The sequence below is a fragment of the Danxiaibacter flavus genome (assembly GCF_041060425.1).
GTDB classification, from domain to species: Bacteria; Bacteroidota; Bacteroidia; order Chitinophagales; family Chitinophagaceae; genus Danxiaibacter; species Danxiaibacter flavus.
The window spans coordinates 37,735-50,540 of record NZ_JAULBC010000010.1; the positions used below are offsets into that span (position 1 = coordinate 37,735).

Consider the following 12,806-nt stretch of genomic DNA (forward strand, 5'->3'; position numbering starts at 1 on the left):
TTCGGCGCGGGCGGGCTTCGTAACTCGTACTTGTTAATTCAGTCGCTAAAAATATCCATTATTATTCGCCGATTTTGCCGGAACAGGCTCTGTCACCATCCAGTTTTCAGTGATCTTTCCGTTTTCAACCCTGAAAATTTCAACGCGCGCAAATACCTTTCCGTTAGGTGCCACATCTCTTATAAAAAGCCATACAAGGTCGCCATCGGCAGCAACCTGCTTAATATCAACGGTTGTTTTTTCAATACTTTTTGCAGTCAGCATGGTTCTAAGGGCCATTTTCAGCCAATCCCTACCATCTTTTAAAAGCGGATTATGCTGTTTCATATTTTCGGCTACATATTTATCTACAGCGGTAGTGTCTTTGTCGCCCCAAAGTTGCTGATAGAATTCTTTCACCAGTTTTTTGTTGGCGTCAAGTTTTTGTTGTGCTACTTCTGCTGCGCTGGAGGTGAGTGCTGCCGCCGTATCGTTTTTCGCTGTCGTTGACTTGTCGCCAGAATTGTTAGAGCAGGCGGTAAAGAAAACAGATGCCACTAGTGTTGTACAAAGCATTAGCTTAAATGATTTCATTGCTATTGATTTTAAAGTGGATAATTTCTATTATAACAAAATACTAAAAACTTTGATTATTTTTTTAATATGTAACGGTTAAATAGAGGGAGAAATGCATGATTTTGGAAGAAGGGTTAGGGTAAGTACGAAGTACGAACTACGAAGTACGGAAAGAGTTGCCTTGTGATGGTGTTTACAGGCCAGAATTTGCGTTTTATGGTGGAGGCACTAACCGGAAGCAAGAAGTAAAACTTTAAAAAGTGGTAAAAAGGTAATGCACTTTTGCTTCCCGGCATTAGAAAGGGTTTTAATCGGGTTTGCTTTGAGTTTCTGGTTCTTTTGGGTCAGCCAAAAGAACGTGCGATAGATATATTTTTGAATCGTGCGCGCCTGTTCATAAATCTTTCAAGTTTCATAGTGGTTTCTACTATAGAATTAAATGCAGTACTTTGTTACATCTGTGACAGCTGACAGCTCATAGCTGATAGCTCATAGCTAAACCTCTTCCATGAAAAAAGCAATTCTATTTGGCGCCACGGGCTTTATCGGGTCCTTTTTATTACAGGATCTTTTGAATGATGAAAGTTACGATCAGGTAATAGCTGTGGTACGCAAGCGACTTCCGGTAACACATCCAAAACTGGAGATGTTAATTGGTGATTATGCCACGCTTCCATCGATGAAAGAGTCTCTTGTGGGAGACGATATATTTATTTCCATCGGTACAACGAAAAATAAAACGCCTGACCAGGATAAGTATTACGAAATAGATCACGATTACCCATTGCTCGCAGCAACTATTGCGAAGGAAAATGGTGCAAAGGGCGTATTTCTTGTTTCCGCAGTTGGCGCAAATGCGGACTCAAAAATATTTTACATCAGAACAAAAGGCGAAACAGAACGTGATATCATAGCACTGAATTTTGATCACACACATATCTTCCGGCCTTCTATGTTAATGGGTGACAGAAAAAATGAAAACAGGCCACTGGAAAAATTTATGATCGGACTGTTCTCTGTTATCAATCCGCTTTTCATGGGTAACCTTCAAAAATATCGAGGCATTAAAGGTGAGGAAGTTGCTAAAGCTATGCTGAATGCGGCAAAGAAGCCGGCGGGGAAAGTGCAGGTGTATGAGTGGAAGGAAATGAAGGAGTTGTTATAAGTGCTGTGTTGTTTTGGCTTTGGTTAAGGATTGACCGAATGATTCGGCGGCACAATTAAATACAAGGACAGCAACAAAAATATTGTTACACAGACCCACGGAGAACACGCGGAGTTGCACAGAGAATAGGGTTATAGCCTTTACAAATTTCGATCTCGTCATATTCAATACAATTTATACCTGGTCTTCTGCAAAATTCAACAGCACTAAAGTCGGGAGACATCTCCTGCGTGCCAATGACAGATTTCACAACAGTGACAGTTTTTCCCGTAGGGAATTAAGCTTAATAGAAATGTCCGAATTGAGAACATCATAGTCCGTAGGACTTTAACCAAATAAATGGGGTTAATGTCCTACGGACAAGAGAACCTGGTATGTTAGAGTTTCTATTAAACTTTAAGTCCTACGGACTATTGACGAAGTGTACTGTCATCTCTTTTTGATTGTGGCTCACCAAATTCTCAGTCGATGTGACGATGCCGTTGCAACCTTTTTACTATTAGTTTCATCTTGCCAGAAATGCTGCTTGTAATTCATTTTGTTGATGAGCTTTCATCGTCATTTCGACGAATGCAACTGGTTCCCGTCCTAAGCAAGGGAGTCTGATAAATAACCCCGGGGAAGAAGTGAACGGAGACATCAAATAGCATTTTTTATTCAATTAAATCTGTCTGTTATTGCTTAAATTGAGGCATAATTGTATTTGCACGTGCAAAATCCGGCACGACTTTTCGGTCATCATTAATAAAGTTTGCCCGGCTTAAAAGCGATTTGAAGAAACTGAGGTACAACGCGCTGAACAAAGCTGCACAAGGTTCAGTCCTATATGACGCATGATTTAAATCGCGGCAGACGCCATTGTTTAACCCTGTTAATAATGTGCTATGCAGACAATTTACCATCAATTGCCGGCAGACGAAGTTTTGCAAAAACTACAAGCCACTGCTGAAGGTCTTTCCACAGAAGAAGTTAATCGAAGACAGGAAGAGTATGGGTTAAACAAAATCCCTCAGCCAAAATCCAAAACCCTTTTGGGCATTTTTTTCCGGCAATTCCTTAATCCGCTTATTTATGTTTTGATAGCTGCCGCCATTATATCCGCCACAACCGGCGATATTACCGATGCCATTTTTATTACATTCATTATTGTATTTAACGCCATACTTGGTACATACCAGGAGTGGCGCGCGGAAAACAGTGCACAGGCTTTGAAGGATATGGTAAAAGTAAAGTGCCGTGTTAAGCGCGGAGGACACATACTTGAAATAGATTCCGAAGCATTGGTTCCCGGAGATATTGTACTGCTCGAATCCGGTTATAAAGTTCCGGCTGATATGCGGTTACTGGAGGTAAAAGATCTTTCGGTGGAAGAAGCATTACTGACAGGAGAATCCGTTCCGGTCATCAAAAATACAGAGCAGCTGAATGGTGGTGAAGATCTTGCATTGGGTGACAGGTTAAATATGGTGTTTGCTGCCACTACCGTACAAAAGGGGCGCGGTACAGGTATAGTGACCGCTACCGCTGAACACACACAGATCGGTAAAATTGCCGACTCACTTCGCACTACAGAATCAGAGAAGCCGCCTTTGGAAAGACGGATGGAATCCTTTTCAAGAAAGATCAGCATTATTGTGCTCGTTGTTTGTGCAATACTTGGTGTGATAGGTTATTTTGAAGGGACATCTGCCAAAGACATTTTCTTCCTGATGGTTGCGGTAGGCGTTTCCGCTATTCCTGAAGGATTACCGGTGGCCCTGACTGTTGCGCTTTCTATAGGTACAAGACGTATGGCAAGGAGAAATGTGATTGTGCGAAAACTTCCCGCTGTTGAAGGGTTGGGAAGCTGCACGATGATTGCTTCGGACAAGACCGGAACGCTCACAATGGATCAGCAGTCCGTAAAGAAGTTGTACATGCCCAACGGAAAATCCTATGATGTAACAGGCGAGGGTTATAACGGTGAAGGAGAAATCCATGATGATGGCGAAAAGGTTACTGAGATAGATGGGCCATTGCAAAAGTTCCTGATAGCGAGTATTCTATCCAACGAAGGCATTTTAAGAAAGACTGAAAAGGGCTGGGAACATTCAGGCGACGCAGTGGATGTAGCTTTCAGGGCTTTGGCATACAAGATTGGAAAAGATCCCAAATACTTTCAGCAACAGGGTAAACTCAAGGAACTAATTCCGTATGAATCAGAAAGAAAATTTTCTGCAGTGTTTTTCGAAAAAGAGAACAGGCTGTTGTTCGCAATGAAAGGCGCTGTGGAAGTCATACTGAAAAAACTTCCTGCTGAAAAGCAGCAAGAAATCAACCGCGTTGCTGAGCAAATGGCAGCAGACGGTTACAGGGTTTTGGCTTTGGCTGGTGCTGAAGTGGTAGACACTAAAATTGATAATCTTCATTCGCTTGAGTTGCTTGGTCTCATTGGCATGATAGATCCCCTGCGGCCTGAAGCCAGGGAAGCTGTTGAAGAATGTAAACGTGCCGGCATAAATGTGATCATGGTTACAGGAGACCACCCGGCGACCGCGCTTGTCATTGCAAAATCATTGGGTATTGCAGAAAAGCCTGAAGATGTGGCAACAGGCGCAGAATTGTCCGGCACTGAAGGTATGCCCGCAAAAGAACTTGCTCAGAAAATTAAAAATAAAAAAGTGTTTGCCCGGGTGGCACCACTGCAAAAACAAAAGATTGTTGAAGCGATGAAGGCAACCGGCCATTTTATTGCTGTTACCGGCGATGGCGCTAATGATGCACCAGCCCTGAAATCTGCCCATATTGGTGTAGCTATGGGAGCTGGCACTGATCTGGCCAAGGAGGCATCTTCCATTATTGTTACCGACAACAATTTCGCCTCCATTGCTGCCGGTGTGGAAGAAGGGAGGTTTACCTTCGATAATCTTCGCAAGATCATTTACATGTTGCTTTCCACCGGGGCCGCAGAGTTGCTAAGCATCGCATTGGTTATCGTACTGAATATGCCCTTGCCGTTTATCGCGGTGCAGCTATTGTGGCTGAACCTGGTGACAAACGGCATACAGGATATTGCGCTTTCATTTGAAAAAGGTGATTTTGCCGTTATGAACAAACCTCCCCGCAAACCCGGAGAAAGCATTTTTGATAGGCTAATGAACACCCAGATCATCGTTTCAGGTCTTGTAATAGCAGGTGTTGTGTTTGCTGCATGGCATTATATGTTGCTGCAGGGGTTTGATGAAAAGCATGCACGTACAATAGTAGTGATGTTAATGGTATTGATGCAAAACTTTCACGTACTCAATTGCCGGAGTGAAACGAAAAGCATTTTCAAAATTCCCTTCAGCAATAACTATGTATTGATTGCCGGTATAGCCTTGGCACAGGTCGTACACATATCAGCAGCCTATATTCCCGTTCTTAATGATACACTGCAACTGGAGCCGATAAAACTTAAAGAGTGGTTGCTATTGCTGCCAGCCGCAGCCAGCATTATTGGTGTAATGGAAATCTTTAAATGGTGGTGGCGTAGCAGGGAAGGTAAAAAAGAGTTGTGAAAGATGACATTTTAAAAATCTCCTTAAAAATTAATTTTTTTGTTGCGCAACCGAACGATTGCGTATATATTTGCAACTGAACGGTTGCTAATAGTAAAAATTGTATTATGCGGCAAGATATATTTCAGGCAATTGCTGATCCTTCCAGGCGCATGATTTTAAGCCTGATGGCTTTGCTGTTTATGACATTAAATACAATCACTGTGTATTTTAACAGCAGTCGGAAGGTCTTGTCAAAATATTTACAGATCCTTGCCGGGAGCAAGCTCCTTGAACAAAAACAAGGAAGAGAAATTTATTATTATTTCAATCCTCAGAAAATGAAAGAGGTATATAAATGGCTCGAACAATTCAGGCGGTTATGGGAAAAACGCCTGGACAGACTAGACAATGTATTAACTCAAATAAAATCAACAGCAAAATGAGAGACCTTAATAAGATGGAAGTCAAAAAAGACTTATCCAACAAAAAGCTTGTCATCGAACGAAATTTTGAGGCCACCCCTGAACAGGTTTGGATGGCCTGGACACAACCGGAATACCTTGACCAATGGTGGGCGCCGTTGCCATGGCGGGCCGAGACAAAGAGTATGGACTTTAAAGTTGGTGGCCGCTGGCTATACTGCATGGTAGGACCAGATGAAACAAGGCATTGGTGCAGTGTTGACTTTACACGAATTGAAGGTCAGAAAAGCTTTGAAAATATAGATGCCTTTTGTGATGAAAATGGCAACAGGAATTATGATATGCCTGCTATGAAATGGAAGGTTGATTTTGCCGCCAGTGCAACGGGCACAAAAGTTTCTATAGATGTATTGTTTGACAGCGTCGCTGATCTTGAAAAGATTGTTGAAATGGGCTTCCAGGAAGGTTTTGCATCTGCAATGGGCAATTTGGATCATTATTTCAGTACACACTTCAAACTACGCCAGGATTCAAAAACAGGTACTCCCACAAGAGTATGTACTTACCTGAATTTTAACGGTAAAACAGAAGAAGCATTCAATTTTTATAAGAAGGTTTTCAGAGGTGAATTCTCAGGTACAGGTCTTCAACGATTCGGCGACATTGAAGCGCCGCCTGATATGCCGCCGTTGAGTGAAGAAGATAAAAAGCTCATCATTCATGCAGAGCTTACCATTTTGGGCGGACATATTTTAATGGCAACAGATGCGCCTGAAAGCATGGGTTTTAAACTAAAGCCGGGTAATAACATGCACATAAACCTGGAGCCCGAGTCAAGAGAAGAAGCAAAAAGATTGTTCGATGAATTGTCAGAAGGTGGCAAGGTGGACATGCCAATGGCAGATATGTTCTGGGGCGCATATTTCGGGTCATTCTCAGATAAGTACGGTATCAACTGGATGGTTAATTACCAGGAAAAAAATGGGTAGTTTTTTTGAACCATATAAGTAAAGTGTCGGGTGTCAACGTTTCCTGGTAAACAACTGACAAAGCTTAAAGCCCAAAGCCTAAAGCCTAAAGCTGACCGAAGCGAAGTTTTTTAAACCATATAAGGCATATAAGAGCACATAAGAATTTTGCCTGCGATAATAATTGCACTTAAATGACTTTACATTTACTTAGCCAGCTCGAACCTTCACCATTGACCATTCACTATTCACTAGTTGTATAGAAGGCATATAAGAAAATATAAGGTTGTTGACTGGCCTTTATACTTTTATACGCTTTATATGGTTTAATCTTTCAGTGCCGTTAGTTTCTCACATGAATTAGATGCTCGAATGAATATTAGTCTGGGCAAATGATAAAGCTTATATTTTCTTATATGCCTTATATGGTTTAAAATTATTTTGTTATTACTCAGGCGCAGCCTGTGTCATTTCTCTTAATGTTAACCAACCTGTAGGGCTGCTCTTATCCTGTACATAAATCACCATCGAGCGTCCCCTGCCGATACTTGGTTCTCCTCCGTTTTTAGGTGTCGACTTAATCGCGAAGATGGATGTTTGTACGGCTGTCTCTCCGTTAAAGACAGTGCTTTCAACAGTGTTTTCAACAAATTCAACTTTTGTATTTTTAAACCATTCTTCCAGTCCTTTTTCCAGCGCTGCTCGGCCGGTAACAACATTCGTTCCGCCAAAATATTTTATCACTTGTGGGTGATGCAAACTCGCCACTAATGCGGCGTCTCCCTTTGCAAATGCATCAGTAAGCGCAGCGATGTTTTTATCTAACGACTGCCTTAAAGCAATTGAATCAGTTGTGTTTTGTGCATGTGCCTGAATGCTCACAAAACTCATAAGTAAAAACTGCAGTATATTTTTCATATCTGTCTGATGTTATGATTTACGATTGTACCCAGCAAGTGAATTAAATATACTGCGGACTTTCAACGTCTGAAACTCTGGTTGATCAGTAACATACAGGAGTATGTGAAATGCAACAATTAATTGATAAGTGTATGCAGTACGCTCAGCAAAGCTTCGTGGGCTTACTCTTCAGCTCGCAGCAACTTTCTTTAATTGGCTTAATGCCTGATAGCGTGAGCAACCTAAAGTACTTATCTTATGTGTCTTCCATACAACTAGTGAATAGTCAATAGTCAATGGTGAAGGTTCGAGCTGGTGAAGTAAAATGTATTATCGTTTAAGTGTTATTATTATCCTGAGCAAAAGTTCTTATTTGTCCTTATATGCCTTTTATACATTAGTGAATAGTCAATAGTCAATGGTGAAAGTCCGGTCTGGCTAAGTAAATGTAAAGTCGTTTAAGTGCAATTATTATCGCAGGCAAAATTCTTATTTGCTCTTATATGCCTTCTATACAACTGTGAATAGTGAATGGTCAATGGTGAAGGTCCGAGCTGGTTAAGTAAATATATTGTCGTTTAAGTGTTACTATTATCCTGGGCAAAAGCTCTTATTTGCTCTTATATGCCTTATATGGTTTAAAAAACTTCGCTTCGGTCAGCTTTAGGCTTTGGGCTTTAAGCTTTATCAGTTGTTAACAAAGAAACGCTGGCACGGCCGACACCTTACTTCTATGGTTTACAAAACTTCGCTTCGGTCAGCTTTATCTTAGCTCTCCCGGAATCACCACTACACTTTGTTTTCTGCCTTGTCTTAACACTGTCAATTCAATTCTTTTTCCAATCACATCCTCACTCAAATACTTGTGCAGGTTATCAGTTGAGCCAACTGGTTTGCCTTCAAACTCAACAATAATGTCACCAATCCGCAATTGCTGATTGTTCACGTTAGCATCGGGTGTTATCTCAAAAATGTACACACCGGTAGTTGTCTTTAACTGGTTGGCACCAATCATACGCTGCGTTAAGTTGACTGGTTGCGCTGCGATAGCCAGCTTAGCGCGTTTTACTTCACCATGAATAATCAGCTTGCCTGCAATAAAAGCGGCGAGGTTGGACGATACTGCAAAACACAATCCTTGTGCTGCGGATATTACGGCTGTATTAACACCAATAACCTTGCCTTCGGAATTTACTAACGGACCACCACTGTTGCCGGGATTCAAGGCTGCATCAGTCTGAATAACGTCGTCGATCAGGCGTCCGTTATTAGCGCGTAGTGTGCGTCCCAATGCGCTTACTACACCCGCGGTAACAGTATGTTGCAGTCCCATTGGATTGCCAATGGCAATTGCTATCTGGCCCGTTTCCAGTAAATCAGAATTGGCAAACTGTAATGCTCTCAGATCGCCGTCATATACTTTAATAATGGCAATATCCGTTGATGGATCTGTTCCGATCAATACTGCATTCTGCTCTGTTCCGTTTGCAAAGGATGCTTTGATGGAAAGCGCATTTTCAATAACGTGATTGTTTGTTACGATATATCCATCCGTAGAAATCACAAAGCCGGACCCTGAGCCGGGCATTTCTACTTTCTTCTTAGTATTGGGATGGATGGCTTCCTTGATCACTTTAATATGCGCAACAGCTTGCGAAACATGCTTCACTACGCCGGTAACGGTTGAGGAATATGCATCAAGCAATTGCTGGTCTGAAAATGACAGGAACCCGGTTGCATAGTTTTCTTCTTTCATGCTGAAAGAAATTCAACAATTAAACCAATTGAGAAGATGGCAATTTTGGCAGGGGAGATTTGAGAAATTAGATAGTGCTGGAAGTAAGCGCAATTCAAAATCAATTGGTTCGGACAGAAAGGCTCGATACCCATCTTGGCAAAACGTGAAAGGAAAAATGACACAAAGGCACGGCCGTTGGCCGGATTTTTTTGAACCATATAAGAGACATAAAAAAATATAAGGATTGCACCTTACTGAAATGTTTTACAGACATTAACATGAATGAATTATCAAACCGGCGCTGAAGGCGTCAAAACAACGGATATTGAAAAGCCGTATAGACAAAAAATGCAGACTACTCCAAATGAGGATTTTTAAACCATTTAAGAAATAAAGGACATATAAGGATGTCACCGCATTGATGGGTCTTTTCAAAATATCAGGATGATTGAACTGTGAACCGACGCTGAAGGCGTCGAAGCATTAGCATGGGGCAACGCCCCATGAAACATAGCAAAACGCAATCAAGCCCTGTAAGGGCGTAAGCAAAAGCAAAACGCAACATTGTCAAAAAAATCAAGGCTTGCCAACGGCCGTAAATTATATAGCTTCTTCATTACCCAATCGGTAAATGGCTCCGTTTCAAAGCCGTGGTTACGGCTTTTATCGTTATTTTCATTCTATAAAACAATTACCATGCGGCAAAGACAACTTTTTTATGTGCCTGCACTGCTTATGATGGTTGCGTCTTATTCTTGTTCAGGCAATAAGGCCACTCCAAAACCGACGGCAGGCGGAGACAGTACCAAACTTCCTCCCGTAGAAACAAAAGAAGCCAATAGCAAATACAAACCTGCATTTGAAGGACAAACAAGAATAGGCGGCGTAAAAACAACCACTCCTTATAAGGTGGACAAACTTGCCGGCGATCTGGGAAACCCCTGGGCTGTTATCCCAATGCCTGACGGTAGATTGCTGATTTCATTGAAATCCGGTTCCATGCAAATTCATGACGCCAACGGCGAATTGGTTAAAAAGATCACCGGCTTTCCCGCTGTAGATGACAGAGGACAAGGGGGCCAACTTGATGTGGCACTGGATCCCAACTTTGCTACCAACAAAACTATTTACTGGTCCTTTTCTGAAAAATATGGAGTTGGTAACCTGACTTCTGTTGCCAAAGGCCAATTAAATGAAGCAGCCGGGAAGATCGATAACCCAACTGTCATTTTCCGCGCTACACCCGCATTGAACAGTAACCTGCACTTTGGCTCAAGGCTGATCTTTGATAAGGATGGTAATCTTTTTGTGAGTGCCGGTGAAAGATCGATTCTTGAAGGAAGAAGGCAGGCACAATTGCTAAATGCAGGTCTTGGTAAAGTATTTAAAATTACGCCTGATGGAAAACCAGCTCCCGGCAATCCTTTTGCAAGTCAGGCAGGAGCAATGCCAGAGATTTACGCTTATGGCATTCGTAATCCACAAGGCCTGGATATTAACCCGGCGACAGGCGACCTTTGGGAGGCAGAATTTGGTCCGCGTGGTGGTGATGAAATAAATATCATCCGTGCCGGTAAAAATTACGGCTGGCCTGTAATAACCTACGGTATTGAATATAGCGGAGATAAAATTGGTGATGCCATTCAACAAAAAGATGGTATGGAACAGCCGGTTTATTATTGGGATCCTGTGATATCACCAAGTGGCATTAGCTTTTACAAGGGCAATGCAATTCCTGAATGGGAAAACAACCTGTTTATTGCCTGCCTGAGCAGCATGCATATAGACAGACTGGTGATAAAGGACAATAAGGTGGTGGGCGAAGAAAGACTATTGGAAGATAAAAAGGAAAGATTCCGCGACGTTGCGTATGATAAAGGGATGTTATACGCAGTAACAGATGGGGGGAATTTATATAGGATTAGTAAGAAGTAAGTCATTCAAACAGTATAAAAAAGCCCGTGCAAACTAATTGCACGGGCTTTTTTATAATCAAATTGCGTCATTTATGTCGTAATCCTGTCGCAAATTTGTCGCAATCCCCTTAAATTTGTCGTAATAATGACGCAAAAATTTCCCTTAACGCAACTTCAGAGAAAGTAAATGGAATGACAAAGAGTAGCAAAAGAGATATTGATCTTCAACTGGAAGAAATTAAGAGCGCTATAAAGCGTTTTAAAAATGGAGCATCTATTAATGATATTCAATCGGACTCGCAACTAAGTGTTGGTTTGCGGACGTTGCAGAGACGGTTAAAAAAATTGCAGGAACAAGGATATATCGTTAATTCCGGAAATACAAGAGATTCAATTTACCATCTTGCTGAACCACCGCATCCATACGGGGTGAAAAATAGCGGCTCAGTATCCGGGGAACCCGTGGCCTTATCAGCTCAGGGAAAAGAAATTCAAAAAATAGTCTCGAACCCTGAAAAACTACGCCGTCCGGTTAGTTATAATTTCGATTTTTTAAGACTGTACCGGCCTAATATAGACACTTATCTTACCGAAAAAGAGAAGCAGCAACTTTTAGAAACAGGCAAAACAGCCAGGATGAATGAGCCGGCTGGCACGTATGCAAAGGAAATTCTTCAAAGACTACTGATAGATCTTTCGTGGAACTCCAGTCGCCTGGAAGGAAATACTTATTCGTTGCTCGATACCCAGCGCCTTGTTTCATTTGGTGAAGTTGCAGATAACAAATCGCAGATGGAAGCGCAAATGATCCTGAATCATAAAGAGGCGATCGAGTTTCTTGTGCAAGACGCAGATGAAATAGGGTTTAACAGGTATACTATTTTGAATTTACATGCCCTGCTTTCGAATAATCTTCTTCCTGATCCATCGGCATCGGGACGACTCAGAACATTTGGCGTAGGCGTTGCTAAATCTGTCTATACCCCTCTTGCAATGCCTCAACAAATTGAAGAAATGTTCGAGTTAATGCTCAGCAAGGCCGGTCAAATAAAAGATCCTTTTGAGCAGGCATTTTTTATTATGGTTCAATTACCATACCTGCAACCTTTTGATGACGTCAACAAACGCGTATCGCGGCTGGCATCAAATATTTCCCTGAATAATCATAACCTGGCTCCTTTGTCGTTTGTTGATGTACCAGGCGATTTATATATCCAGGGAATGATTGGTATTTATGAGCTGAATCGCGTGGAGTTATTTAAAGATCTGTTTCTATGGTCTTACCAACGGTCGGCTTTGCGGTATGCAGCTTTACGTCAATCATTAGGAGAACCCGATCCTTTTCGTTTACAATATCGCGATGCTATCCGCGCAATAATTTCAACAATAGTGTCGAATGTATTGTCTCCAAAAAGTGCAGCCGGGCGAATTGAGCAGGCTGCTGATGCTTTGCCGGAACAGGACCGGAAAAGGTTTGTTGAAACAGTTAATGCGGAACTGCTTTCTTTACATGACGGTAATTTTGCCCGTTACGGAATTAGGCCATCTCAATTTTCAGCCTGGAAAGAAGCGTGGAATAAGTCAGAGCAATAACTGTTGCCAACGGTTTGCCGTGATTGTA

Annotated in this window: 9 protein-coding genes; 6 read left to right on the forward strand and 3 right to left on the reverse strand. The window is 41.9% G+C overall.

Features of this window, described 5'->3' with window-relative positions; genetic code table 11:
- Positions 1–45 precede the first annotated feature (45 nt).
- A complete protein-coding gene (locus QTN47_RS24615) occupies positions 46–573 on the reverse strand; it encodes a nuclear transport factor 2 family protein (RefSeq protein WP_369332104.1) in 528 nt (175 codons plus the stop codon).
- Between the two features lie 490 nt (positions 574–1,063).
- Between QTN47_RS24615 and QTN47_RS24620 the strand changes: the two genes are divergently transcribed.
- The 4 genes from QTN47_RS24620 to QTN47_RS24635 all read left to right on the forward strand — a co-directional run bounded on the left by QTN47_RS24620 (position 1,064) and on the right by QTN47_RS24635 (position 6,652).
- The gene (locus QTN47_RS24620; protein WP_369332105.1) at positions 1,064–1,720 is read left to right on the forward strand and encodes an oxidoreductase; all 657 of its coding nucleotides are present in this window, start codon (positions 1,064–1,066) and stop codon (positions 1,718–1,720) included.
- Positions 1,721–2,604: 884 nt separating this feature from the next.
- Positions 2,605–5,259: a cation-translocating P-type ATPase gene (locus QTN47_RS24625; protein ID WP_369332106.1), complete on the forward strand. Its 2,655-nt coding sequence runs from the start codon at positions 2,605–2,607 to the stop codon at positions 5,257–5,259.
- Positions 5,260–5,366: 107 nt separating this feature from the next.
- Positions 5,367–5,684 (forward strand): ArsR/SmtB family transcription factor, encoded by a 318-nt coding sequence (locus QTN47_RS24630; RefSeq protein ID WP_369332107.1) that lies wholly within the window; start codon positions 5,367–5,369, stop codon positions 5,682–5,684.
- The gene (locus QTN47_RS24635) at positions 5,681–6,652 is read left to right on the forward strand and encodes an SRPBCC domain-containing protein (RefSeq protein ID WP_369332108.1); all 972 of its coding nucleotides are present in this window, start codon (positions 5,681–5,683) and stop codon (positions 6,650–6,652) included. The genes QTN47_RS24630 and QTN47_RS24635 overlap by 4 nt, the downstream gene beginning before the upstream one ends.
- Before the next feature lie 426 nt (positions 6,653–7,078).
- On the opposite strand, the gene QTN47_RS24640 is transcribed toward QTN47_RS24635, so the two are convergent.
- Together QTN47_RS24640 and QTN47_RS24645 are read right to left on the reverse strand one after the other, a co-directional pair.
- Entirely contained in the window at positions 7,079–7,549 is a 471-nt protein-coding gene (locus QTN47_RS24640) for a YybH family protein (protein ID WP_369332109.1), read from the reverse strand.
- A gap of 745 nt (positions 7,550–8,294) precedes the next feature.
- Positions 8,295–9,287, reverse strand: coding sequence for a S1C family serine protease (locus QTN47_RS24645; RefSeq protein ID WP_369332110.1), 993 nt, complete (start codon positions 9,285–9,287; stop codon positions 8,295–8,297).
- A 678-nt stretch (positions 9,288–9,965) separates the two neighbouring features.
- Here QTN47_RS24645 and QTN47_RS24650 point away from each other — a divergent pair.
- Entirely contained in the window at positions 9,966–11,204 is a 1,239-nt protein-coding gene (locus QTN47_RS24650; RefSeq protein WP_369332111.1) for a PQQ-dependent sugar dehydrogenase, read from the forward strand.
- A 173-nt stretch (positions 11,205–11,377) separates the two neighbouring features.
- Complete coding sequence (locus tag QTN47_RS24655; protein WP_369332112.1) at positions 11,378–12,778, forward strand: Fic family protein; 1,401 nt, start codon at positions 11,378–11,380, stop codon at positions 12,776–12,778.
- Positions 12,779–12,806: the final 28 nt, after the last annotated feature.

Bases quoted from the DNA above. Each gene is read 5' to 3' on its own strand.
- QTN47_RS24615 (WP_369332104.1), bottom strand. From the start codon at position 573: ATGAAATCATTTAAGCTAATGCTTTGTACAACACTAGTGGCATCTGTT.
- QTN47_RS24620 (WP_369332105.1), top strand. From the start codon at position 1,064: ATGAAAAAAGCAATTCTATTTGGCGCCACGGGCTTTATCGGGTCCTTT.
- QTN47_RS24625 (WP_369332106.1), top strand. From the start codon at position 2,605: ATGCAGACAATTTACCATCAATTGCCGGCAGACGAAGTTTTGCAAAAA.
- QTN47_RS24630 (WP_369332107.1), top strand. From the start codon at position 5,367: ATGCGGCAAGATATATTTCAGGCAATTGCTGATCCTTCCAGGCGCATG.
- QTN47_RS24635 (WP_369332108.1), top strand. From the start codon at position 5,681: ATGAGAGACCTTAATAAGATGGAAGTCAAAAAAGACTTATCCAACAAA.
- QTN47_RS24640 (WP_369332109.1), bottom strand. From the start codon at position 7,549: ATGAAAAATATACTGCAGTTTTTACTTATGAGTTTTGTGAGCATTCAG.
- QTN47_RS24645 (WP_369332110.1), bottom strand. From the start codon at position 9,287: ATGAAAGAAGAAAACTATGCAACCGGGTTCCTGTCATTTTCAGACCAG.
- QTN47_RS24650 (WP_369332111.1), top strand. From the start codon at position 9,966: ATGCGGCAAAGACAACTTTTTTATGTGCCTGCACTGCTTATGATGGTT.
- QTN47_RS24655 (WP_369332112.1), top strand. From the start codon at position 11,378: ATGACAAAGAGTAGCAAAAGAGATATTGATCTTCAACTGGAAGAAATT.